The sequence below is a fragment of the Pedobacter chinensis genome, from assembly GCF_003339865.1.
GTDB classification, from domain to species: Bacteria; Bacteroidota; Bacteroidia; order Sphingobacteriales; family Sphingobacteriaceae; genus Pedobacter; species Pedobacter chinensis.
In genome coordinates this window covers 766,465-792,650 of record NZ_QPKV01000003.1, presented here as the reverse complement: position 1 = coordinate 792,650, position 26,186 = coordinate 766,465, and the positions used below count along the sequence as shown (strand labels likewise).

Annotated in this window: 22 protein-coding genes; 13 read left to right on the top strand and 9 right to left on the bottom strand. The window is 36.4% G+C overall.

Annotated features, from left to right (window positions below; translation table 11 throughout):
• Positions 1–58 precede the first annotated feature (58 nt).
• The 5 genes from porW to uvrC all read left to right on the top strand — a co-directional run bounded on the left by porW (position 59) and on the right by uvrC (position 7,554).
• A complete protein-coding gene (gene porW / locus DU508_RS08765; protein WP_115402429.1) occupies positions 59–2,824 on the top strand; it encodes a type IX secretion system periplasmic lipoprotein PorW/SprE in 2,766 nt (921 codons plus the stop codon).
• 107 nt (positions 2,825–2,931) lie between these two features.
• Positions 2,932–5,151 carry a transglycosylase domain-containing protein gene (locus DU508_RS08760; RefSeq protein ID WP_115402428.1) on the top strand — a complete coding sequence of 740 codons (2,220 nt, stop codon included), beginning with the start codon at positions 2,932–2,934 and terminating at the stop codon, positions 5,149–5,151.
• An 80-nt stretch (positions 5,152–5,231) separates the two neighbouring features.
• Complete coding sequence (locus DU508_RS08755) at positions 5,232–5,462, top strand: hypothetical protein (protein ID WP_115402427.1); 231 nt, start codon at positions 5,232–5,234, stop codon at positions 5,460–5,462.
• A gap of 2 nt (positions 5,463–5,464) precedes the next feature.
• Positions 5,465–5,722 (top strand): PIN domain-containing protein, encoded by a 258-nt coding sequence (locus DU508_RS08750; protein ID WP_115402426.1) that lies wholly within the window; start codon positions 5,465–5,467, stop codon positions 5,720–5,722.
• A gap of 29 nt (positions 5,723–5,751) precedes the next feature.
• The gene (uvrC, locus tag DU508_RS08745) at positions 5,752–7,554 is read left to right on the top strand and encodes an excinuclease ABC subunit UvrC (protein WP_115402425.1); all 1,803 of its coding nucleotides are present in this window, start codon (positions 5,752–5,754) and stop codon (positions 7,552–7,554) included.
• A gap of 150 nt (positions 7,555–7,704) precedes the next feature.
• On the opposite strand, the gene porN is transcribed toward uvrC, so the two are convergent.
• The 6 genes from porN to DU508_RS08715 form a co-directional block, all read right to left on the bottom strand.
• A complete protein-coding gene (porN, locus tag DU508_RS08740; RefSeq protein WP_233509437.1) occupies positions 7,705–8,616 on the bottom strand; it encodes a type IX secretion system ring subunit PorN/GldN in 912 nt (303 codons plus the stop codon).
• 7 nt (positions 8,617–8,623) lie between these two features.
• The gene (gene porM, locus DU508_RS08735; RefSeq protein WP_115402423.1) at positions 8,624–10,159 is read right to left on the bottom strand and encodes a type IX secretion system motor protein PorM/GldM; all 1,536 of its coding nucleotides are present in this window, start codon (positions 10,157–10,159) and stop codon (positions 8,624–8,626) included.
• A 43-nt stretch (positions 10,160–10,202) separates the two neighbouring features.
• Positions 10,203–11,009 (bottom strand): type IX secretion system motor protein PorL/GldL, encoded by an 807-nt coding sequence (gene porL / locus DU508_RS08730; protein ID WP_115402422.1) that lies wholly within the window; start codon positions 11,007–11,009, stop codon positions 10,203–10,205.
• Between the two features lie 42 nt (positions 11,010–11,051).
• On the bottom strand, positions 11,052–12,377 hold the full coding sequence (porK, locus tag DU508_RS08725; protein ID WP_115402733.1) for a T9SS ring complex lipoprotein PorK/GldK: 1,326 nt from the start codon (positions 12,375–12,377) through the stop codon (positions 11,052–11,054).
• Positions 12,378–12,601: 224 nt separating this feature from the next.
• Positions 12,602–13,372 carry a uroporphyrinogen-III synthase gene (locus DU508_RS08720; protein ID WP_115402421.1) on the bottom strand — a complete coding sequence of 257 codons (771 nt, stop codon included), beginning with the start codon at positions 13,370–13,372 and terminating at the stop codon, positions 12,602–12,604.
• A gap of 13 nt (positions 13,373–13,385) precedes the next feature.
• Positions 13,386–14,363: a DUF4271 domain-containing protein gene (locus DU508_RS08715; protein WP_115402420.1), complete on the bottom strand. Its 978-nt coding sequence runs from the start codon at positions 14,361–14,363 to the stop codon at positions 13,386–13,388.
• 98 nt (positions 14,364–14,461) lie between these two features.
• Here DU508_RS08715 and hemW point away from each other — a divergent pair, with 98 nt between their 5' ends.
• From hemW to DU508_RS08675, 8 genes are all read left to right on the top strand, one after another.
• Complete coding sequence (hemW, locus tag DU508_RS08710) at positions 14,462–15,589, top strand: radical SAM family heme chaperone HemW (protein WP_115402419.1); 1,128 nt, start codon at positions 14,462–14,464, stop codon at positions 15,587–15,589.
• 79 nt (positions 15,590–15,668) lie between these two features.
• Positions 15,669–16,451: an SDR family oxidoreductase gene (locus tag DU508_RS08705; protein ID WP_115402418.1), complete on the top strand. Its 783-nt coding sequence runs from the start codon at positions 15,669–15,671 to the stop codon at positions 16,449–16,451.
• A gap of 360 nt (positions 16,452–16,811) precedes the next feature.
• Positions 16,812–17,363, top strand: coding sequence for a fasciclin domain-containing protein (locus tag DU508_RS08700; protein ID WP_115402417.1), 552 nt, complete (start codon positions 16,812–16,814; stop codon positions 17,361–17,363).
• A gap of 312 nt (positions 17,364–17,675) precedes the next feature.
• The gene (locus tag DU508_RS08695) at positions 17,676–18,557 is read left to right on the top strand and encodes a cupin-like domain-containing protein (protein ID WP_115402416.1); all 882 of its coding nucleotides are present in this window, start codon (positions 17,676–17,678) and stop codon (positions 18,555–18,557) included.
• 94 nt (positions 18,558–18,651) lie between these two features.
• Positions 18,652–19,443, top strand: coding sequence for a DUF3050 domain-containing protein (locus DU508_RS08690; protein ID WP_115402415.1), 792 nt, complete (start codon positions 18,652–18,654; stop codon positions 19,441–19,443).
• A 164-nt stretch (positions 19,444–19,607) separates the two neighbouring features.
• Positions 19,608–20,486: a cupin-like domain-containing protein gene (locus DU508_RS08685; RefSeq protein ID WP_115402414.1), complete on the top strand. Its 879-nt coding sequence runs from the start codon at positions 19,608–19,610 to the stop codon at positions 20,484–20,486.
• An 815-nt stretch (positions 20,487–21,301) separates the two neighbouring features.
• Positions 21,302–21,916: a sugar O-acetyltransferase gene (locus tag DU508_RS08680; RefSeq protein ID WP_115402413.1), complete on the top strand. Its 615-nt coding sequence runs from the start codon at positions 21,302–21,304 to the stop codon at positions 21,914–21,916.
• A gap of 82 nt (positions 21,917–21,998) precedes the next feature.
• Complete coding sequence (locus DU508_RS08675) at positions 21,999–23,270, top strand: DUF5690 family protein (protein ID WP_115402412.1); 1,272 nt, start codon at positions 21,999–22,001, stop codon at positions 23,268–23,270.
• Here the strand turns inward: DU508_RS08675 and DU508_RS08670 are convergent.
• The 3 genes from DU508_RS08670 to rsgA all read right to left on the bottom strand — a co-directional run bounded on the left by DU508_RS08670 (position 23,267) and on the right by rsgA (position 25,778).
• Entirely contained in the window at positions 23,267–23,692 is a 426-nt protein-coding gene (locus DU508_RS08670) for a YybH family protein (RefSeq protein ID WP_115402411.1), read from the bottom strand. The two genes, DU508_RS08675 and DU508_RS08670, sit on opposite strands and share 4 nt — an antisense overlap.
• Before the next feature lie 103 nt (positions 23,693–23,795).
• Entirely contained in the window at positions 23,796–24,746 is a 951-nt protein-coding gene (locus tag DU508_RS08665) for a Smr/MutS family protein (RefSeq protein WP_115402732.1), read from the bottom strand.
• A 111-nt stretch (positions 24,747–24,857) separates the two neighbouring features.
• Positions 24,858–25,778 (bottom strand): ribosome small subunit-dependent GTPase A, encoded by a 921-nt coding sequence (gene rsgA, locus DU508_RS08660; RefSeq protein WP_115402410.1) that lies wholly within the window; start codon positions 25,776–25,778, stop codon positions 24,858–24,860.
• Between the last annotated feature and the right edge of the window lie 408 nt (positions 25,779–26,186).

Here is a 26,186-nt window from a genome sequence, read left to right as displayed (position 1 = left end):
TAAAATATTTTTGTTAAAATTTTGTTTATTGTATATCCACTAACGCGATTTATCATACTTGAAAAAATACACCAGCAAAACCTTCAATCCCTTCATCATTTTTTTTAGCCTTCTTTTTATTTATGGCTGTATAGCAAATAAAGATACTGCTATTGACCGTAAGTTTCAAAACTTAACGGCCAGGTATAACTATATCTATAACTCAAATGTTTTACTTACCGGGCATTATGAAGGGTTATTACAAAGTTATAATGATGACTACGGAAAGATTTTGCCTGTGTATCTTGATCCTGAACCGCAGGTAAACCTGGTTTTAACGCCCGGAGCAGCAAACAAACAACTGGATGAGGTTATTACCAAAGGACAAACCATCATTAACGATAAAAGCTTTAGTAATTACATCGATGATGCCTATATGCTTTTAGGTAAGGCGAATTATTTAAAAGGGAATTATTTCATCGCTTCAGAATATTTTGATTATGTAGCCAAAGCTTATAATAACGACCTGAAAACTTTTGTAATGGCGATGAACTGGAAAGCCCGTAGCCAGATGGAACTAAACAATATGGTGGTAGCTGATAAAATTTTAGATACCATGCTGCGTGCTGCTGATCATTTGAAGAAAGATTTGGCTGAACCTTTAGCCACCACCGCCCAGATGAGGATTTATCAACAACGTAATAAAGAAGCAATTTTACTTCTTGAAAACGCAGTTAGATTGGGCAATGAAAAGCAACTTCGTATTCGCTGGAGGTATATTTTGGCTCAGCTTCAGGAAAAAGAAAACGATCTTCAAAATGCCTATATTAATTATACCAGGGTTGAAAACAGTAATGCTCCATTTGAAATGTATTTTCATGCCAATTTGCAGCGTATTAAAGTGAAGGCTTTGATTAGTGGCTACAAAGTTGATGAAGATAAAGCTTTACTTGCTTTACTAAAAGATGATAAAAATTTCGACTATACTGATCAGATTTATTATCAGGTTGGCGAACTTTTCTCAAAAGAAGGGAAATTCGCTAAAGCAGAAGAAAACTATCAGAAATCGATTCAAAAAAGCACGAAGAACCAAAATCAAAAAGCTTTATCATATTTACGAATAGCCGATTTAAACTTCAGGGAAGTTAATAATTATATTAAAGCAAAACTTTACTACGACAGTGCGGTAATGATTTTGCCTAAAAATTTTCCTGACTTTGATAACATTGTCAAGAAAGCTGGTAACCTGCAATATTTAACAGATCGCTTTACCATCATCGCAAAGGAAGATACCGCACAAGCGATTGCAAAGCTCCCGGTTGCGGCAAGAGCAGCCCGAATAAAAGCTTATCTGACACCAAAAGCTGAAGTGACTAATGTTACCGTTTTAAACAACCAATCTCTTAATAATCCTGATTTTCCGAATCAATCTTTGAATTCCCCACAAGTTGGTGCAGGGAGCACTTTTTACTTTAATAATAATGCGGCGATCAGTAATGGATTTGGCGATTTCAAAAAGCGTTGGGGAAACAGACAGCTGGAAGATAACTGGCGACAAAGTCAACGTTCATCAGCACAAGAGAATAACCAGGTCATGACTGGCGGAAATGTTGCCAATGCAGTTACACCTGCAAATGAAATAAATCCACAAACGGCAATTGATCAAACCTCTTTAGAGAAACAATATTCAGATGCTTTACCCACCACTCCAGAACTGTTGGCCGCATCTGATCAGAAAATCATTGATGCCTATTTCGAAATTGCGAGTTTTTATCAACAGGAATTAAACGATAAAAATGAGGCCAATAAAATTTACCTGGAATTACTGAGAAGATATCCTGATAATAATCATTCAGCTGCTATTTATTATAGTTTGTACTTAAACAATCAAGGTGCAGATGAAAATAAATCGAATGAATACAGACAATTGGTATTGGCCAAATTCCCTGAATCGAATTATGCCAAAACCATCTTAGATCCTACATTTTCGGCAAAACAAAGCCAAATGGAAAACACCGCAAACAATAATTACAATGTTGCTTTTGATACTTATGCAAAAAAAGATTATCACAGTGTGATTAAACAAGCGAATGAAAATATCAGTGCGTTTCCGAATAATGATTTAGCCCCTCAATATGCTTATTTAAAAGCCATTGCTGTTGGACGTACTGCTAAACTCGATCCTTTATTGGCAGAGTTTAACTCGATCATCACGCTTTATCCGAACGATATGATTGTTACGCCATTGGTTAGAGATCATTTAAAATATATTGAGGCAAACCTGGAGGAATTTAAGCAAAGACCAGTTGCCCTTGTAGATTTTGATTCAAATGAACCCCGCTTTGTAAGTCAGGCAAAAACAATTACCGTTCCTGCTAAACCATTAAATAACGATATTACAGCGGTTGGAGAAAAGCCAGTTGTGAAACCAGTTGAAATGCCTTTGGAAGTTAAACCCACTGATGTGGTTAAACCTGCAAGTATTTTCAGCGCTGCCCAATCAGAAGAATATTACTATGTGATCGATGTGGCAGACGCGACCTTAACTTTAAGTTCATCGCGCTTCGGGATCGGTCAATTTAACAGGGGAAATTATCCAGATAATGATTTGGCGCATAAATTGATTGAGTTGGATGATAATCAATTGATTTACATAACCAGCTTTGTTGATCTGGAAGATGCTAAAATTTATGAATCAAGTATAACAGGTCAGCTGAAAAACATTATGAAAGTTCCGGCAAACCTTTACAGAGGCTTTATTATCAGCAAAGAGAATTTCGAAAAGCTGACCAGTAGAGATCGCATTAACGAATATTTGGATTTTTTAAAAGATAATTATAAATAGAAACTGATTTTTTGCAACACCATGCAAAACTCAGTTCCTTAAAATTTAATAAATTTGCGTCTAAATAGCTTCAATTAAAGTAGCATTTGGACTAATTACCACACAAAATGAATAAATCCCTTTCTGCGCAAGAAACAAAACGATATAGCTTAGTCATTTGGAAGATACTGATCGGCGGAATAGCACTTTTTGCTATTTTTATTTCGATGATCGGATTAGGGCTTTTTGGCGCCCTGCCCTCTTTCAGAGACATTGAACATCCGAAAAGTAATCAGGCTTCGGAAATCATTGCAGAAGATGGTCGTCCGCTGGGAACTTATTTTGTTCAAAACAGATCGAATGTCACTTACAAGGATATTTCTGAAAATGTAATTAACGGTTTAATTGCAACAGAAGATACTCGTTTTAAAGAGCATTCTGGAATAGATTTCAAACGTACATTTACCATTATTGGTTATAATTTGATCGGGAAAAAACAGGGCGCCAGTACCATTACCCAACAATTGGCTAAAAATCTTTTCCCGAGAGAATCAAATCTTAACTTCTTTTCACTGGTGCTTACCAAATTCAAAGAATGGATTGTGGCGGTTAAGTTAGAAAGGAACTATACCAAAGAGGAGATTATTACCATGTATTTAAATACTGTAGATTTCGGTAACCAGGCTTATGGTATAAAATCTGCAGCAAGAGTTTATTTCAATACCACTCCAGATAAATTGACAATTACTCAGGCCGCAACATTGGTTGGGATGCAAAAGGGAATTACCATGTACTCTCCTACCCGCCATCCTGAGCGTTCAAGAAACCGCAGAAACACGGTTATGGCCATGATGGTAAAATCTGAACTGTTATCTCAACAAGAGTTTAATGAGCAAAAGGATAAACCGCTGGATTTACATTTCAATGCAGCAACCGTTAATGATGGCGTTGCCCCATACTTCCGTTCCGTGTTAAAAAATGATATCAAAACCATTTTTCAGGAGCAGGGTATTACAAAACCAGATGGAACACCTTATGATTTAGATCGCGATGGACTTAAAATTTATACCACATTGAATTATGATATGCAGGTATATGCAGAAGAGGCTCAAAAAGAATACATGAAAATTCTACAGGCTCAATTTATCAATAGCTGGAAAGGCAGAAACCCGTTTAAGGGTAAAGAATTACAAATTGAACAAGGCATTAAGAGATCAGACCGTTACAAATCTTTAAAACTGGAAGGTAAATCTGACGAAGAAATTAAAGAAGATTTCAATACCAAAACAGAGATGACCATTTTTACATGGAAAGGAAATCTTGATACGGTAATGAAACCTATTGACTCGGTTCGTTACTATAAAATGTTATTGCGTAATGCCATGATGACCATGGACCCAACCAACGGACACGTGAAGGCCTGGGTTGGCGGGATCAATTATGAGCATTTTAAATATGACCAAGTAAAAATGGGAACCAGACAAGTAGGTTCAACTGCAAAACCGTTTACTTATGCCGTAGCTATCGAAAATGGATATTCTCCTTGTTATTCTGTTGTAAACACACCTGTAACTATTGATGGTTATGGCGAACCATGGACACCAAGAAACTCTGGCAAACCATTGCCGGGCAGCATCACACTGCAAAAAGCATTGGCCTATTCTCAAAACTACGTTACCGCCTATTTAATGAAACAGGTTGGCCCGGTCGCAGTTTCCAACCTGGCCACTAAAATGGGCATTCCAAATGTTCCTCCATATCCATCTATCTGTTTAGGTACTTTCGATTCATCCATTTTTAACATGGTTGGTGCCTACGGTGCTTTTGCCAACAAAGGAACTTACACCAAACCAATCTATTTGTTAAGAATTGAAGATAAAAATGGTGTGGTACTTTTCTCACAAAAAGAAATCCCAAAACCAATTATGAGTGAAGAAGTTGCTTATGTAATGACCAGAATGCTTAAAGGTGTAGTTTCGAACGGAACAGGTTCAAGGTTAAACTATAAGTACAAGGTGAACGCTCCAATTGGCGCTAAAACAGGTACTACTCAAAATAATTCTGATGGCTGGTTTATGGCCATTACACCTCAGCTGGTAACTGGAATTTGGACAGGTTGCGAAGACCGGGCATTTCACTTTATCAGCACCAACCAGGGAGAGGGAGCAAATACAGCGCTTCCTATTTTTGCAGGCTTTATTAAGCGGGTGTATGCAAATCCTGCTTTAAAAATTAGCCATGCTGATTTTGAGCCGCCAAAATCCGGAGTATCCATCACTTATGATTGTAACCAATACCAGCAACAAGAGGAAGGAACAACGGAGCTAGATGAAAAGTTAGGGTTTTAACCTTTCTCGATCTGGCTACAGGAAGTTTCCATCGAACTATAGGATATAAATATTAAATTTGTACTGGAAATTTGAAATATATGAAAGTTACATTGGAAATATCAGATTTTGATGAAATGGAAAAACTCCTTTCTTTATTTCAAATAATGAAATTGGACAACATCAAAATTATCTCGTTGCAGAATAATTCTGAACTGAACATATCTAAGGGGAATAAAGAACTTAACCCAAAAGAGCTTTTTGGCATTTGGAAAGATGCACCAAAAAGCATTGAAGAAATAAGAATTAAATCTTGGGATCGTAAAAAGTAGTTATGATCTTGTGTGACACCAACATATTCATACACGCTTTTAACGGAAACTCCAGAACCATTGAAGCACTGGAGGAAATCGGCTTTAAAAACATTTTACTTTCTTCAGTTACAACAATGGAACTGTTACAAGGTATGGGAAATAAAATTGAGCTTGCTCAGATGAAGAAAAAAATTAAATATTACGATGTTATACATTTTGACAGTTTAATATCCCAAAAATCTATTGAGCTTATAGAAAATTTCAAACTCAGTCATTAATTTATAACATTTTTGCTCTTCTTATTTACATGAGCAGTTTCGACCATAAAACAGCATTAACAGCCATTCCGCATAAACCAGGCGTTTACCAATACTGGGATGCAGATGGGAAGCTGATGTATATTGGAAAGGCAAAAGACCTTCGCAATCGCGTGGGCTCCTATTTCAATAGTGACAGACAGCAGTTTAATGGCAAAACAAGAGTACTGGTTTCTAAGATCAGGAAGATAACGTTTACCATTGTAGATACGGAAATTGATGCCTGGCTGCTTGAAAATAGCTTAATTAAAAAGCACCAACCCAAGTTTAACATCAATTTAAAGGATGATAAAACTTATCCGTGGATTATTGTTAAGAATGAACAATATCCCAGAATTTACTGGACAAGAAAAGTGATTAAAGATGGTTCTACCTATTTTGGTCCTTATGGTTCAATAGGGATGATGCACACCATTTTAGATTTAATCAAAGAAACCTATCCTTTAAGAACCTGTAACCTGCCCTTAAATGAGAAAAACATTGCTGAAGGGAAATTCAAGGTTTGCCTGGAATATCAAATCGGAAATTGCAAGGGACCTTGCCAGGCTTATCAAACGGAAAGTGATTACGATAGGAATATTGCAGAAATCAAGGAAATTTTAAATGGTAAAATTGGCAATGTTATTCGTGATGTGAAGGGAATTATCAAAACCGCTTCTGAAGAGTTAAATTTTGAACTGGCTCATCAATATTCACGTAAGTTACAGGTTCTGGAAAAATACCAGAGTAAATCGACTGTGGTTAACAGCGCCATCACCAATGTTGATGTTGTGAGTATTGCATCAGATGAAAGGTATGCTTTTGTAAACTACCTGAAAGTGATGAATGGCACAATCATTCAAACACAAACCATCGAAATAAAAAAACAACTGGATGAGAGTGATGATGAGCTTTTGATCACTGCAATGCTGGAGTTCAGAACGAAATTCAACAGTACCTCAAAAGAAATCATTGTTCCGTTTGAACTTTCTTTAGAAGATGAAAACCTAAAGTTCACTGTTCCTAAGCTGGGCGAGAAAAAGAAACTTTTAGAGCTATCGCAAAAGAATGTGTTGTTCTTTAAAAAAGAGAAATTAAATCAATACGAAAAACTAAATCCTGATTTAAGAACTGACCGCATTTTAACCACCATGCAAAAGGATTTACGTTTAACGCAATTACCGAAACATATCGAGTGCTTTGATAACTCTAACTTTCAGGGGAAATATCCTGTTTCAGCAATTGTGGTTTTTAAGGATGCAAAACCTTCAAAAAAAGATTATCGCCATTTCAATGTGAAAACCGTTGAAGGCCCGAATGATTTTGCCACCATGGAAGAGGCTGTTTTCCGTCGCTATAAAAGAATGCTTGATGAAGACCAGCCTTTGCCGCAACTGATTATTATTGATGGCGGTAAAGGCCAGCTTTCATCGGCTATGAAGAGTTTAAAGTTATTAGGAATAGAAAACAGGGTAACTGTGATCGGAATTGCTAAAAGACTTGAAGAATTATTTTATCCTGGAGATTCTTTTCCATTGTATCTTGATAAAAAATCGGAAACACTTAAGGTAATCCAGCAATTACGTGATGAAGCACATCGATTTGGCATTACCTTTCATCGGAAAAAACGCGATCAGGGAACGCTTAAAACAGAACTGGAACAAATTGAGGGCATTGGTAAAACAACTGCCGATAAATTGTTAAAACACTTTAAATCGGTTAAGAAAATACGTGAGGCTACAGAGAAAGAATTAGCAGAGGTTTTGAATAAAAAGCAGATGTTAACTTTGCAGGAATATTTTAAAGTGGAGTAAATAAGACAATCGTCATTGCTGAGGAACGAAGCAATCTTAATGCATTCGCAGTTATCAAAACCTAAAGTAGTAGGAGATTGCTTCGTTCCTCGCAATGACGACTCTTATTAAAACACAAAGGCTTCGATGAAAAATCGAAGCCTTTGTGTTTTAATATTCCCAAAGTCCTTGTTCGTAATCGAGAACAGATTTTTTTATTCTTTCTGATTCATACAACCTTTCTCTTGGATCAGTAATAATATCTCTGATTTTATTATCACCCGGATTTGATTCTTTTACAATGTAACTGCTAAATAAGCGACGGATAAAGAAATCATCAAAGCTTAAAGTAGAAGCATCATTATTGGTATTGATCAAACGCTTCTTGGTCAGGATTTCTCTTGCCTCAGGATAGTATACCCAGAAAACCGGTTGCCATTGTTTAGAAACTTCATTAAATTTCAATGGAGCAATACCTACTATACGAGGTTCAAAAATTGAACGTTTAACATCAAAAATCCAATCTTCCTTTATTCTGAACTTCAAAAACAACTCAGGATTGAAATCATTAACAACAGTGGTTACTGTACCTGTTTTATTGTTTGAAACTTCAGCAGTACCTAAAGCTGATCTGGCAGCAGAATCTGCACTCATTGGATTGTTAAATGCATCATCCTCATTCAGCACACTGTCTATTGGAGAATAGGCTGTTAATTCCTCTGATTTAATCGCTGCTATTAACACATCAATCAATCTAGATTTCGGAGATTTCAAAGCAGAATTTACGGTATCTCTTAAATCAATTTCTCTCCAGATGCGTTTAGCGTAAAACACATCTTCTTCACGTACATCAGCTAAAGGAACCATTTCTGTGCTATCTATATCTTTACGGGCATAGAAACCATCTTTTGGCGGAACTTTCAGCTTTTTCTTAGCTGTTTTAACTGGAGCCGGAACAGTATCTGTAACAGGCGTCTGTGTTACTGGTGTGGCTGTTTTCGGAGCTAACCTTGTTGGTTTATTTTGTGCAAAGGCCAACGTAGCGAATAAAGCTAAAACAATAATGCTTACAATCCTTTTCATCTTCTTCTTATTTAACACTAAATGCTAATGAAGGTAAAATTCTCTGACGACCATCTGGTCCTACAGAAACAATATCTTCAAAAAATACTCTCGTTCCGGGAGTAATGGAGTTCATAGCACCTTTAACAGCGCCAGCAAAACTTCCACCGCTTCCGGCAATGGTAACCGCGTCTGAACGTGGTTTAATAATCGTTAATTTATAACGTTGGATCTTAAATTTAACATCGAAAGGGAAATCATCCAGATCCGCTTCAATTTCCGATTCGCTTTTTAACTGTACAGAAGCAATGTCTCCACCTGCTCTTCCACCAACTTTAGCCACTGGCGCAGGAATGGCTTTTACTCTAAATTTGGTACTACCCAAAGAAACCGTTTTACCTGCATTTAAGGCAGAAACATTAATGGTTACTTCACTACCAACTTTACTTCCATCGGCAATAACATTATATTTTCCTGCTCCTATTTTACTCATTGAAGCACCTGTTGCGTTTGCATTTACCGTTTCCAATGGAAAACCTGCGGCAGAAACTGAAAATGGATTAGCAATCCCTGCATAGATTACATTCATCTTATCTGAAGAAACATTGGCAGAAGGTTTTGCTACCTGATATTTCTGAGGCTGGGTTTTATACTCTTTTATTTGACCATCAGTTTGACGAACGCGAATAGTACCCACCCAGGTAAACTCACCTACACTGCCTGTTCCACCGGTATATGTTCCTTTCCCATCCTTAACTGACAATTTGTTTCCATTAACAGTAATATCCGGAGTTGATCTTGAATCACTTGCTGTTAAAAAAACTTCAGCAGTATATGGCTGGCCCTGGATAACATAAGAAGTTGGTGCAACCGCTACAGCCGCAAACTGGTCTAAGTTAACCTGTGCTTTATCCATATTTCCGAACAACTTTTTAACAACTTCTGCTTCAGCATTTTTTGTATCTGTTTGCAATTTAGTTAAAATAGTCATTGCAGCTGTTAATGGTGTTCCTTCACCAAAATAAGTTTCCTGCCAGTTACCTTTTCTTTTTCTTACAGGATCTTTAGCTTCAAGAGAAAAAGCAACTGCTGCTCTATCGGCAGGATCCAATAATGAGATTAACTTCTCGCGGGTTGCGTTTATTCTCTTTTTTAACTCATCGGCCTTTCTTTGGTTGATCATGATATTTTGAGCAATATCCTGATTAGATCTGTTTACTAAATCATCGGTTTCCGGATCGATACCATCTCCTGCCTGAGTAAATTCTTTTTTAATGCCTTCAATATAGTTATTCAAATCATCAGCAGCGGCTTTTGCTTGTTTTGCCTTGTCATAAATAGGTTGAGCACGTGCTGGTTCTTCTTTGAGTTTAGAGTTTTCGAACGCAGTAAATAGTTGATCAATACTGGTATTCACATTGTTTTTAGAGGTATCCAAACTATCATTAATGTTTTTGAATGCATCTAAAATTGTATCTGATACGTTTAAGGCAAGCATAGCCAACAATACCAAATACATGATATTGATCATCCGCTGCCTTGTTGTTTCTTTTCCGCCTGCCATGTGTTATGTAGCTTTCCTTTTTTAAAAATTAAAAACTAGATAATTATACACGTGGGCCATTCATAGCCGAAAGCATATTACCATAAATTGCATTTAATGATGATAAGTTTTTAGCTAATTTATTTACCTCTTCCTTAAACTGTTTCGAATCTTCCATTGATTCGTTAAAGTTTTGCATGGTAAGTGATAAATTAGAATAGAATCTATTCATCGATTTTAAATGTGCGCTGGAATCCTGTAACTCTAATTCATACACTGCATTTAATGCTGATAAGTTTTTAGCCAGGTTGTTAACCTGATCGTGATAAGCCTGAGAATCTACATTGCTTTCGCCCATTGCTTTCAAATTTTGAGTAGCATTATCAAATGCCGCACTTAAATTATCAAAACTGGTAGAAGCTGTTTTTACTTTTCCAGTGAACTCATTTGTAGCGGTAGATGCATCAGCAACGTTTGAAATTGTAGCTACTTTATCGCCAAATGTACGTAAGCCGGCACCTAAGCTTTCAATTAATTCAGGACCGATTTTAGCATCAGATAACAATTTATCTAATGCGGCTGTATTACCTGCAGAAACAGCTGTAGCAGGTCTCGCCGACGCAGTTGGTAATTCACCTTTAAAATCCTCCCTTAATTCTGGGTAAACTCTATCCCATGCTGGTTCAGGTTCTGGTGGGTAAAATCCCGTTAAAGCAAATAAAATAGCTTCAACACCTAATCCAATTCCAATTGCATAGTTCCCGAAAATCCCGCCAATGTGAAGGATTTTGCATAACGCTCCAATAATTACAATACTAGCTCCGAATGAAATTGCTGGATTCAACCATCTTGGTGTTTTTTTTGCTGCCATAAAATTTTAATGTTTTTCTTTTAGTATTTAGATTGTTTGGTTTTAATTCCTCAAGTCAGTACCCGGATAAGATGAAACGCATCTAAAGCCAATGTACGATCTTTGTGTATCCTGATATTCGTATGTTGATACTGCATTTTGAAGGAAATAACCAGTGTCTTTCCATGATCCGCCTTTAACTACTTTACGCTTTTTGTATTTGCTGTCATTAGGACCTGCATCATAAGTAAAGTTTGGGCTTAAATCGTGTAACAACGGAGCCGCACCTTTATTATACGCTGTAATTGTCCATTCTGAAACATTACCTGCCATATTGTATAAACCATAATCATTAGGAAAATATGATCTTACACCAACAGTGTAAATACCACCATCGCTTGAGTAATCTCCACGACCAGGTTTAAAGTTAGCTTGCAAACATCCTTTAGTATTTCTGATATAAGGACCTCCCCAAGGATATTTTGTTTTTGTGTTACCGCCTCTTGCAGCATATTCAAATTCAGTTTCTGCCGGTAATCTGTAATCAGATCTTGATCCAACAGGCATTCTTCTGGCAGCAGCAACACCGTCATATAATCTGGTTCTCCAATGAGAAAACGCTTTGGCTTGCTCCCAGCTTACGCCCACAACAGGATAATCATCATACGAAGGGTGATTGTAATAAGCACGTACCATTGGATCATTCATTGAATATGAATAATCAGTTTTCCAAACCATTGTATCAGGGTAAATCGCAACAGTATATCTATCGATATAATCCTGGCGTTTGCTATTTGGATCTTTATGTCCAAGAGCAGCTTTATCCATATTTAACTCAGCGTATGTATACTCGAATTTACGAACGTCAAGTTCTTTCTTTCCGGGAAGTGCATCTAAACCAGAATAATACATACCATCTAGTTGACTGGCTTGTGCACCAGCACCATTTCTACCTCTGTTTCGCCAAATATTAACACCGTTCGTACCAACTTTTCTCCAATCAATATATCTTTCGCCACCAACCGCTGCTGCAGCATTACCGCGTGGAGTAATCATAAACTGTTGAGGATTTCCCATCATGGCAATTGCTATAGAATCGCGGACCCAATTGGTGAATTGACGATACTCTGCATTAGAAATTTCAGTCTGGTCCATGAAAAAAGCAGGAATGGTAGTCATTCTGCTTGGTCCATTTTGAGAAAAGGTAATATCTTCATCAGATCCTCCGAGTGGTGTATGACCTGGCGGAATATAAACCATGCCTAATGGTATTCTGTTATTTCTGAATTTCCGGTTATAGGCACCCACTAGCTCGCCCTGGCCACCGTGACCACAACTTGCTAGCAATACAGTTATACCCGCAATAGCTAGAAGGTAGATTTTCTTCATATTTTTTATAGTGTGCCAAGCACGATTATGAGCAATTTTATCAAAAATCATTGAAATTATCAACAATTGCAAATATTTTACATGAAATCGTTTGTTTAAAGGAATACTATGGTGGTTTTTAACCCTTTACCATATAATATTTTTATCAAAATAAAAGCGTAACTCTCTTATAACAGCAAAGTTACGCTTTTATTGTATTGACTTAAAATAAATTATAGGTCGTATTATTTATTAGATACCTTGATGTAGTTCTCAATAGCCATTGTCATAGATGGAACACCGGGGGTTGGTGCTGCTATATCAACAATCAGATCCATATCTGTACAGGCTTTACTTGTATTGGTTCCAAATGCTGCAATACGGGTATTATTTTGCTTAAAATCCGGGAAATTTTTAAAAAGTGATTGAATACTTGACGGACTGAAGAAAGCAATTACGTCATAAAACACTTCAGCCAGATCCGAAAGATCACTTACCACCGTTCTGAAAAGTACAGCCGGTGTAAAGTCGTAACCACTTTTTTCCAGAAACTTCATTGTATCTTCAGTAGCCACATCAGAACAAGGGTATAAAAACTTCTCGTTTGCGTGTTTTTTTAACACTTCAGCTAAATCTGCAGCTGTTTGTTTGCCAAAGAAAATTTTACGTTTTCTGTACTGGATATATTTTTGAAGATATAGTGCTATCGTTTCAGACAGGCAGAAATATTTAAGCTCTGCCGGAACATCATAACGCATTTCTTCACAAATTCTGAAAAAATGATCTGCGGCATTACGGCTTGTAAAAATTACAGCTGTAAAATCGGCAAGGTTGATCTTGTCTTTTCTAAAGTCCCTTGCTGGCACGCCTTCTACGTGAATAAAAGATCTGAAATCAACTTTTAAGTTGTGCTTTTTAGCCAAATCGTAATAAGGAGATTTTTCTGTTTCAGGTTTTGGTAAAGTAACCAAAATACTTTTCACTTTGCGAATTCTAGAGTCGTTCTTTTCTTGCATTTTCCTTTTCCTGCTACAATCCTATCGTTTTAATTAGTATTAAAATAGGACATATTTCGAGGGCGCAAAAGTACAAAAATAAATGCATTCTAGAAAACTTATTGTTAGAAAGTATCGTAACTCCGGCCCTTAATAACTGAAATGCAAAAATTACACCTAACAATAAGACCGCCAATACGATATATACTTCGCCATATTTAAGTGGAGACAATGCGAATGATACCACAAGAGGTATAAAAAGTAATGATGCATTGAAATAACTTAAATACAATATTGAAATATATTCGCCCACCGGTTTTTGCACATTAAACAAATAGCCCAGAAACCTTAAAACAACAAGTTTCAATGCATAAAAAATAATGATGGTAATGGAAATGGTAAAGAAAAATTTAAATCCCTCTTTGGCCTGGTACATATCTCTCCATTGGGCAACCAAAAAGAAAAACATGCCGAAAACAAATCCAAACTGAACAAATAAAAGCAAGAATGGCCACGAACTGAAAAGATTATCTTCTTTGTTGATGTTATTTAAGACCCTGTTACTAAAAAACGATTGAACAATTGCCGAAAGTTGTTTTGAGAATGCATTTTTCAGAATAGCAAATATGACCAGCATTGCAAAAATAAATCCTAACAGCCCTGCATTTCCTTTTGGAATTTGAGAGCCTAACTGATAAGGGTTTGCCTTCTTTTTTAGATGTTGATATTTCTTTTGCCAGCCGATTAAATCGAGCGAAGGAAACATGTATTCTTTTTCCACACTATCCAAAAAAGCAGTTTTGTTAATTAAGCTATCTGGCAAAACCCAGGTGTGTTTAATCATGGAATCGGTTACGAATTTTTGCCGTGCAAGCGTTGCCGAATCCAACCGATATCTTCGAAATTGATATTTTACAACCGATGCCGAATCAACATTAGCCGGCATTTCTTGTGCCGCAAGGAAATTTGCTGACAGTAAAAGCGCGAATAAAATGAAAATAAATTTCGGCATGTTTAAAATCAAAACTTTAAGGATGCAAAAGTAGTCGATTAATCATTGTTTACCTAAAGAAAATAAATGGATTTAGATTATGCTGTATCTTTGCACCAATGTCCGGTATCTATATCCATATTCCTTTCTGCAAAAAGGCTTGCCATTATTGCGATTTTCATTTCAGCACCTCTTTAAAATATGCCGATGAAATGGTTGAGTCCATTTGCAAAGAAATTAAAATCAAAAAAGATAGAGTTTCAGGACAGGTAGGCAGCATTTATTTTGGCGGGGGTACGCCTTCCATATTATCGCAGGCAGCGTTGCAAAAAATTTTCGATGCAATAAATCAAACTTTTTCAGTTGATGCTAGCGCAGAAATTACGATTGAGGCAAACCCTGATGATTTAACAGCTCAGAAGTTAAAGGAATTAAAGCAGTTACCGGTTAATCGCTTTAGCGTAGGCATTCAATCTTTTTTCAATGAAGATTTAATCTGGATGAACCGGGCACATCATGCACAGGAAGCTGAAGACTGCATTAAAAGAAGTCAGGATGCAGGTTTCGAGAATTTAACCTTAGATCTTATTTATGGATATCCTTTGCTTACAGATGATAAATGGCTCAGCAATATCAATAAAGCAATTGATTTACAAGTCCCGCATATTTCGGCTTATGCATTAACAGTTGAACCCAGAACGGCTTTAGCTCACGCCATTAAACATAAAAAGCAAATTCCGGTAAGTGATCATCAGAGTGCTGCGCAATTTGTGATTTTAATGGATAAATTGATAGCGACTGGGTTTGATCATTATGAGATTTCCAATTTTGCCAAACCAGGTCATTATGCCATTCACAATACCAATTATTGGAAAGGTGTGGATTATATTGGGATCGGCCCCTCGGCACATGGTTTTGATGGTTTGAACAGGTACATGAATCCCGCCAACAATGCCATTTATATGGAGAAGCTGGAAAGCAACAAATTACCCGAAATAGTTGAAGAACTAAGTTTAAACGACCGTTTTAATGAGTATATCATGACCTCATTGAGAACGATGTGGGGCACTGATCTGGAAAAAATAAATTCAGATTTTGGAAAAGATTTTTTCGAAGAAACGAAATATAATTTACGCGGATTCGAGGATAAAGATTGGATAATAACCAACGGCAATAAAATAAAACTGAGTCAAAACGGAAAGCTTTTTGCAGACCATATTGCCGCTGAACTATTTATAATAAATTAGTGAATGAGTGGATTTTGAATGAGTGATATTTACAATCATTCTCTAATGCTACCATTCAAAATTCAATAATTGTGAGTACATGTCAAAAATTGTATGGATTACAGGAGCGTCTTCAGGAATTGGAGAAGCCCTGGTTTACGAATATTTCAAGGCTGGAGATAAATTAATTATTTCCGGACGAAACCGCGATGAGTTATTTAGGGTAAAAGGAAATTGCCAAAATTCTTTTAATGTTCATGTTTTACCTTTTGATTTAAGTGAAACCGAAGTTCTTGCAAGCAAAGCTCAGGATGCGATCAAAATTTTTGGAAAGATCGATTTATTAATCAATAGTGGCGGCGTAAGTCAAAGAGGGTTGGCTTTAGAAACAGACTTAAAAACCGAACAACAAATTATGAACACCAATTTTTGGGGAACGGTAAACCTGAGTAAAGCTGTTCTGCCCTCAATGATTAAAAACGGTGGTGGACAAATCGTTGTAGTAAGCAGCCTGGTTGGAAAATTCGGCACAAAATTACGATCAGCTTATTCAGCATCGAAACATGCTTTACATGGGTATTTTGATTCCCTGCGCTCAGAAATTTACGACAAAAACATCGATATTACCATCGTTTGCCCGGGTTTTATTAAAACAAATGTTTCTGTAAACGCCTTAACTGCAGCAGGGAATAGCCAGGGAACAATGGACGATGCGCAGGCAAATGGCATGAGTGCAGCGGCATGCGCAAAGGAAATTGTTAAAGCGGTAAAAGCAAAAAAAGAAGAGGTTTATATAGGTGGCAAAGAAACAAAAGCCGTTTGGCTTAAACGGTTTTTTCCAAATTTTTTTTCAAAGAAAGTTCGCGAAGCAAAGGTTACCTGAGATAGTCATTAGTTTTTTAGTTCAGCCTTTTGAATATATAACCTGCAATTTAAAAATTGCAGGTTTTTTTTTGCAATAAGCAAGGAAAACTGAGTGGATTGCATAAGCTTATTTTATCTAAACCGTATTGAAGCGGTATACCCCGATTTAAGCATCTGCATTTAATTTTTTGTTCACATACTTCATCGGGGATTTAGCGAAAAGACGGACTACACGAACCCAAAAATTACTACAGCATCTTTTCCAATAATTTTAATCAACTCATTATTAACCAATTAAATGTTTTTTTTATTTCTAAAAAACCAAGAATCTGTAAGGCATCGTAAATGAAATCAAATAACAAAACTTAAAAACAAAATAATGAAAAAATTAATCTTATCTGTATTTGCTGTAGTAACTATGGCATTTACTTCCCAGGTTTACGCTCAAAAAAACCCAATGGTAGGCGGTGCAGCAATGTATGCTACAAAAGATATTGTTGACAATGCTGTAAACTCAAAAGATCATACTACATTGGTTGCAGCGGTAAAAGCAGCAGGTTTGGTTGAAACTTTAAAAAGCGCCGGACCTTTCACAGTTTTTGCACCGACAAATGCAGCGTTTGATAAACTTCCGGCAGGAACAGTTGATATGTTGGTAAAACCAGAAAATAAAGAAGCCCTTACAAAAATTTTAACTTACCATGTTGTTGCCGGTAAAATGGATAGTAAAGCAATTGCTGCTGCAATTAAAGCTGGTGGTGGTAAAGCGGAATTTACAACCGTGCAGGGTGGTAAACTTTGGGCATGGATGGAAGGTAAAAAATTGGTTTTAAAAGATGAAAAAGGTGGCATGAGCACAGTAACCATTGCTGATGTAAATCAAAAAAATGGCGTTATCCATGTAGTTGATACTGTTTTAATGCCTGAATAATTTTAAGCAACTATCATTTTTAAGGTTCTTGAGCAATCAGGAATCTTATTTTTATTTAAGAGAAGTATCTTTTTAGAAAACCACTAAATCTCCTTTCCAATAAACAGCTTTAATAAAGCAAAAAGACATCTTTTATTAAGATATAACACATCAAGTGTCATTTTTAAATCAAACGTTCAGGCTATATAACAAGAACATTTTTTTTGATACAGATATTAATGACCGTATTTGTCAGATATATTTAAAGTTTTCAGCTTTTGTTCTGTTGCTGTTATTAACTATTTAATTTTGGCGAATTAATGGTTTATTAACATGAAATTCGATTTATCTCCGATAGATGTAGTTGAAGATATTTCCAAACTAGATTTTGAAAAGAACTACCTCAACCCCCGCAAACCCCTGGTTATAAAAAACATGGCTAAACAATGGCCTGCTTACCAGAAATGGACAATGGAATATATGAAGGAAGTGGTGGGAGATAAAACAATTCCATTGTATGATAGTTCAAAAGCCGATCCATCAAAACCAATAAATGCTTCGGCAGCAGAAATGAAATTTGCGGATTATATCGATTTGATTAAAGAGACTCCAACAGATTTACGAATATTCCTTTTTGATCCGATTAAGTTTGCACCAAAATTATTAGAAGATTACATTGCGCCTAAAGATTTGATGGGTGGTTTTTTAGATCGCTATCCAAATATGTTTTTTGGAGGAAAAGGTTCTGTCACATTTCTACATTACGATATTGATTTGGCCCATATTTTTCATACTCATTTTAATGGTAGAAAACACGTCATTTTATTCGATTATAAATGGAAAGAACGCTTATATCAAATTCCTTATGCCACTTACGCGCTGGAGGATTACGATGTTGAAAATCCGGATTTCGAGAAATTTCCGGCATTAAAAGGCGTTAAAGGAGTAGAAGCTTTCCTTGAGCATGGCGATACACTTTTTATGCCCACTGGTTATTGGCATTGGATGAAATATCTCGATGGCTCTTTCTCCATCAGTTTAAGGGCCTGGGATAAAAGTTGGTCGGTAAAAGCAAAAAGCTTGTACAACTTAACCTTACAACGTAAGTTTGATGACTTCATGAAAGCCAATTACAGAGAGAAATATATGAGCTGGAAAGAAAAGCTGGCTATAAAACGAGCAACAAGATCACTTAAAAATAATTTACCAAAATAAATAATGATTGAATTATTGAATGAACGGATGAGAGAATCATCACTCAATAAAACATATACTCATTCAACAACTCCAAGCATTCAATAATTTTAATATGCATCCCAACATTCTAAAAATTCAAGAAAATATTGAGCCACTGAGGCAACAGATTATCAACCACAAGGTTTATTCTGCCATTAGTGAATTAGAAGATCTCCGGGTTTTCATGGAACACCATATCTATGCCGTTTGGGATTTCATGTCGCTCCTTAAGGCATTACAGATAAATTTAACTTGTACCACTTTACCGTGGTTTCCTGTTGGCAATGCAGTTACCAGACAACTCATTAATGAGATTGTAGCAGGCGAAGAAAGCGATGTTGATGCTGATGGAAACATTAAAAGTCATTTTGAACTTTACTTAGATGCAATGGAGCAATGCGGAGCCAATACAGCTCCAATTAACAATTTTCTGCTTTCCCTGCAAAAAGGAAGAGATTTTGATATGGCTTTTGAATTGGCGCAGGTTCCTCAATCGGCAAGGAATTTTGTTAACTCTACTTTCGAAACCATTAACAGCGGCAAAACTCATCTACAGGCCGCTAGCTTTACTTTCGGGCGGGAAGATTTAATCCCGAATATGTTTTTTAGCATGGTTAACGATTTGAACAGTGCACAACCTGATCAGGTTTCTATTTTTAAATATTACCTGGAACGTCATATTGAAGTAGATGGCGATCATCATAGTCATTTAGCATTATCTATGACCGAAAAGCTTTGCGTAAAAGATGAAAATTTCTGGCTTGAAGCTGAAGAAACGACTAAGCAGGCTTTGCAAAAACGCATTGACTTATGGGATGCAGCCTATGCTGAAATTGCCAAAAGAAAAGTACTTGCAGAAGTTTAATATTGTATTCAGTTATATAGAACTGCCATTATTTAACCAGATTTATTTAACCAGATGCAAGCCCAGAATTAAGTAATTTACGTCACATTTCTTTTGAGATATATTATTTGTAAAATAAAATTTACACATTTGTTGTTCGGCAACAAATAATCAATTTAATACGCATGAGTTTCATTTTAAAACCTGTAGACATCGTCGAGAATATCACTCCTGAGGATTTCAAAAAAAATTATCTGAAAACAAAAAAGCCATTAGTGATCAGAGGCTTAACTAAAGACTGGCCTGCGAGAGAAAAATGGACTACCGAATATTTGAAAGAAATTGGAGGAGATTTAGAAGTTCCGTTATATGATAATTCTAAAGCAGATCCGTCTAAACCGATTAATGCCGCTACAGCGCACATGAAATTTGGCGATTATCTCGATTTGATCAAACGTGAACCAACTGAGCTAAGAATATTTTTCTTCAACTTGTTTAAAAAAGTTCCAAGCTTAATTAACGATATTAAAATACCTAAAGATTTGATGGGTGGCTTTATAGAAAGCATGCCAGCAATGTTTTTTGGCGGCTCTAATTCGGTTACTTTTTTACACTACGATATCGATTTGCCGCATATTTTTCATACTCATTTTGGGGGCAGAAAACACATCATTCTATTTGATTATAAATGGAAAGACAGATTGTATTGTTTGCCAAATGCAACATACGCCCTGGAAGATTACAAAGTGGACAATCCTGATTTCAAAAAATTCCCTGCATTAAACGGAGTGGAAGGTTATGAAGTTTTCCTTGAACATGGCGATACTTTATTTATGCCTACAGGAATGTGGCACTGGATGAAATATGTTGATGGTTCATTCTCGTTAAGTCTTCGTGCCTGGGATCAATCCATTTCACGCAAAGTGGCCAGTGTTTGGAGTTTATTTACGCATGGCGCCATCGATAGTTTGATTAAAATGACTTTCAAAGAAAAGTATGCTAACTGGCGGGAGAAAAAAGCAGTTAAAATAGCAGAGAAGGCTTTGGCCAAAGGCAGACCTTAACTGATATTCAGAAATGAAATACAGCGGGGCATCAATTAAGATAGCCCCTTGGTGAAGCGTTTAAAACACCATACATGAACGGTCGTCTTCCTGAACTTGTTTCGGGATCTTAATGGCATAAGCTATGGAAAGTTTGATCGATTAAGCTGTTGCCATTAAAGTTGCCAACTCTTAAAACTCCACACATTTTTTAAATGATCATTAAGAAATTAAGAACATTAAGTAAAGCCTTCATGTCCTTAATTTCTTAATGGTAAATCTATATACATTCCGTCATTCCCGCGCTGGCGGGAATCTCATCTGGCATGAATGATGCTGACCACGATTAGCTGCAAGACCTCTTAAAATTAACATTTACACTTGTAAAATAAATTTACTTCGTGGCTTTCCGCTTCGCTACAGGTCAGCATGACGTGGTGGCTAGGCATTACGCTTAACACACCATACATGAACGGTCGTCTTCCTGAACTTGTTTCAGGATCTTAATGGCATAAGCTATGGAAAGTTTGATCGATTAAGCTGTTGCCATTAAAGTTGCCAACTCTTAAAACTCCACACATTTTTTAAATGATCATTAAGAAATTAAGAACATTAAGTAAAGCCTTCATGTCCTTAATTTCTTAATGGTAAATCTATATACATTCCGTCATTCCCGCGCTGGCGGGAATCTCATCTGGCATGAATGATGCTGACCACGATTAGCTGCAAGACTATTGAAAACATTAACTCTACTTGTAAAATAAATTACTTTTGTAGCTTCGCATTGCTACAGATAGGAAAACGATTTCTTTAAATTCGCAAAAATTAAAACACAAATGGAAGCCAACACCCTTACTGAAAAACAAAAAATGCTTGCCGGAAAAGCCTATCAGGCCGGCGATGCAGAATTATCAAAAGAAAGATTAAAAGCCAGGGAAATTGTTTTTGAATTTAATAATCTGGCCCCCAAATTTATCAAACAAAGAAAAGAGTTATTAAAAAGGCTTTTTGGCAAAACAGAAAAGATGTTTTATGTTGAACCACCATTTCGTTGCGATTATGGTTATAACATTGAAATTGGAGATAATTTTTATGCCAACTTCAACCTCGTAATTTTAGATTGTGCCAAGGTTAGCATCGGGAATAATGTATTTATTGCACCAAATGTAGCCATTTATACAGCAGGCCACCCTATACATTCACATCTACGCGATCAGGAATATGAATGGGCGCAAGAAATTACCATTGGAAACAGTGTTTGGATTGGGGGAAATGTAGTTGTAAATCCAGGGGTAAAAATTGGTTCAAATGTAGTGATTGGCTCGGGTAGCGTAGTTACAAGAGATATTCCTGATCGTGTTTTTGCCGCAGGAAACCCGTGTAGAGTAATCCGCCAGCTTACCGATGAAGATAAAGATTTTTACTATAAGGATTTAAAATTGGGAGAATAAGAACTTACCAGCATTCCAATTTAAAACATTAATATCAACTTTTACTGTTATATTTCCGAAACAAAATACCCCGGAAACATTAATGATCAACAGTTTTAAGTTTAGCAATCAGGTTAAAACAGGATTATATGCCGCAGTAGTAGTTTTTTTAGCTTACACCATGATTTTTGGCTTCAGGAAATCATTTACTGTTGCAACATTCGATGGCTTGCACATTGCAGGTTACAGTTATAAAACCATATTGGTCATTTGCCAGATGCTGGGTTACTTATTAGCAAAGTTCTATGGAATTAAATACATCTCTGAACTTAAAAGAACCGGTAGAGGGAAAATCATCATCATTTTAACCGGAATTTCCTGGTTAAGCTGGCTGTTCTTTGCAATAACCCCCATCCCCTATAATATTGTTTTCCTTTTCATAAACGGATTTCCATTGGGCATGCTCTGGGGCGTTGTATTTTCTTATGTTGAAGGCAGGCGAAGTACAGATTTTATAGGGGCAACTTTAGCCGTGAGTTTCATTTTTGCTTCAGGTTTTGTAAAATCAGTTGGCTCGTGGCTTAGCCTGACGTTTAACCTTTCAGAATTCTGGATTCCCTTCAGCACAGGTTTGGTTTTTGCGCTGCCCCTCATTCTATTTGTGTTTTTAATGGAGAAAATACCACCGCCAGATGCCGAAGATATAAAATATCGCATAGAAAGAATCCCGATGAACAACATAGATAGAAAGCTATTTGTAAAAGATTTCTTTGGAGGTTTGATCGCCTGTATAATGATCTATTGCTTCGCAACTATTTTCAGGGATATCAGGGATAACTTCAGTGCTGAAATGTGGAAAGAGATGGGTTTTTATAATCAGCCTTCAATATTTGCCAAAACAGAAACACCAATAACGCTCATCGTTCTAATTCTGATTGGAAGTATGGTGTTGATTAAAAATAACTTTAGGGCTTTACAAATAGCACATTATTTTATTTTGATCGGGTTTATTTTAGCCGGAGCCTGTACCCTTTTATTCAAGGCCCAGGTTCTTCAACCAATCTGGTGGATGACACTTATTGGCCTGGGCCTTTACATGGTGTACATTCCATTTAACGCGGTATTCTTTGACAGATTAATATCAACATTCAAATATGCAGGTAATGTTGGCTTCCTCATTTATATTGCCGATTCATTAGGTTACGTAGGAAGTATAGGCGTTTTATTAAGCAAAGAAATATTTAAAGTGAAATTGAACTGGGTTACTTTTTTCTCCAACAGCGTTATTGCATTATCAATTTTAGGGTGTTTGCTTACTGTTTTCTCTTTATATTATTTTACCACAAAATACAAGAAGCTAGCCTTAAAAACTTAGCTGGAATGATCAACAATTACTTTCCATTCTCCATTAATCTTTTTAAATAACAAGGTAAAATATCCCTGAGGCTCATCATTTTCCCGTTTTAAATGCCAGCTGCCCAACACAAATGCCACATCTTTATTTAAGAAATCCACTTTTTTAATCCCAAAAGTTAAAAAGCCCATTCCCGCTTTGCCTGGATAACTTTTTTTATAATTATCTAATGTTTTTTGCCAACCGTAAGTTGGCCCGCTTTTACCCACAAACAGCAAGCTATCTGTATTTATGTATCCTTGCATAAAGCCTTCAATGTCACCTTTATTCCAGGCTGTTCTTTGTTTCTCCAATACGTTGAGTATGGCTTGTTTGTCTTTCGGTGTTTGGGCAAATACTCCAAAGGCGAACATTACAATTATTACAGTCAAAATTCTTCTCATAAATTTATCAGTCTTTTTATAAAGATATAAAACAAATGATTTCGTTTACTTAAAAATTGAGTCTTTAATCAGCGTTTATAAGATTTTGGATAAAACTCAATTGTTATTTAAACACAACTTCTGTGGCACCATAACCGAATTTTTCTTTTCTTGCATCCATATAGGTCTTTACGTGGGGGTTTTTGCTGATTAATTTGTGAATTTTATCCCTAAGTGTTCCATTTCCTGAACCGTGAATAAATATCATTTTGTCAAAATGATGAACTACGGCAGCATCAATGGTCTTCTGAAAATAATTTAGCTGAATTTGAAGTATTTCATCAGCTGCTAAAAAATGATGGTCATCTCTTAATTTCTCTATATGCAAATCCACTTCTTTTGGTGGGGTATCTACAGTTTTTTTCTCATCGGCTCCCCTAAAAAAGCTCTCCTTTAACTTTTGAGCATCAATCAGTTGAGTTGGTGCATCAAGGCGAATTAACCAGCCTTTTTGTTTCGAATTTGGCAAGTCTTTCAGTTCGCCACTAAAATCTTTAGCTCTGAATTTCTTATGAATCACCAAGGGGTTCAGCGGTTTAACGTCAGCATTGCTAAATAGCAATATCTGGAACAAAAACTGTGGCCAAATATCTAAATCGGCCAGTGAAGCCGAATAAACCAAAGCGGAAAGATCAGTGTTTATCATGCCATGATAAGCGCCTGAATATTTATCCTTGCGCTCGGTATTTAAAGCCACTAATAAAGTGCCCGGAGTTTGATTGTGTAAATAAAAGTGAACTACGTTACCTGCTTTATTATCATTAGCAACTGCTAAATAAATCCCGTTTTCAATTTTATTGAGGCCAGGAACATTTACCTGAATCGGCTTGGGCTCATCTACTTCTTCAGCAACAGCACCATGCCCGTGCACCGAAGTTAAATTACTGATGGCAACCGGAATTTCGAACCCATCCTCATCTGTAACACCTAATGTTTGTGCATCAATGATTTTGGTTACATAACCCTCACGTTTTTCATCAACAAAACGAACAAAATCTCCTAGTTTAAATTTCATAACCCTAAATCCCATGAAAGGATTCTCCTTTGTATAGTTAATTGTAAATTGCCAAAAATGTTTGACCTTTTTAGTTGTACATGTCTCGTTACCCTTCCAAGGAGTTTGAGGTTAATGCCTTGTATCGTTGCCGTGATAAATACTCAGGTAGCTTTCATATCTTGAAATGGCAATATCGCCTTCATTTACAGCTTCCATAACTGCACATCCTGGTTCGTTAATATGCCTGCAATTATTAAACCGGCAATCATGAGAAGTTTTAAAAATTTCGGGAAAGAAATGCCCGAGTTCTTCTTTTTCGATATCAATTATACCTAATTCCCTGATTCCGGGCGTATCAACAATAAATCCACCTTGCGGTAGCTCGAACATTTCAGCAAAGGTGGTGGTATGCTGCCCTTTATCACTCCAATCAGATACTTGTCCTGTTCTTAAATCTCTGTCGGGTAAAAGTGCATTAATTAAACTTGATTTTCCAACGCCAGAATGACCAGAAATCAATGTGATTTTATCTGTTATGAGTTCTTGTATAATTGAAATATTAATTCCTTTTAAAGCAGAAACTTCGTAGCAGGGATAACCAATAGATTGATAGATCTCTTTAAAATCCTGAAGGATTTCCAATCCCTCTTTACTGAATAAATCCAATTTGTTAAACACCAACACCGCTGGCACATCATATGCTTCGGCAGTAACTAAAAATCTGTCGATAAAACCTAAAGAGGTTCTTGGCGAAGCCAATGTAACCACCAAAATGGCCATATCTAAATTGGCTGCTAAAATTTGGGCTTGCTTACTTAGGTTAATTGATTTACGAATGATGTAATTTTTTCGCTGGAGCAATTCATGAATGATCCCTTGCGAACTTCCAGATTCCAGATCAAATTTTACGCGATCGCCAACAGCAATTGGATTTGTGGTTTTAATGCCCTTAATTCTGAATTTACCCACAATACGGCAATCATAACGTTCGCCGTTGTCGGCCAAAACGCTGTACCAGCTTCCCGTAGATTTAATAACTAAGCCCTGCATATTTGGAACAAAGGTATCAATTAGGAATGGAAAAGGTTGTAAAATGAAAAAGGTAAAATGACAGAAGAAATTGAGAGTAATTTGGAAAGCAAAAATTGTGCTTTATTTATATTCACCTTGTTGTAAGCTAACCATGTTATCCGGAATGGTTTTCGGTTCATAAATACGGCTATTTCATCCGATTCAACGTTCTATTAAAATTTTTTCAAATAAATTTTAAAATTGTTTGCAATTAAGAAAAATAATCTGCTACTTTACGGTGTACAAAATACACCAAGACAGTATGACTTTTAATACTTCAATTATTACAACAATTATTATTACCACCGGTATAAACCAGCGGGGCTAATTTGTTGTAGATTGAAATAACATAAAAACACAAAAAGCGTCCCGATACAAATCGGGACG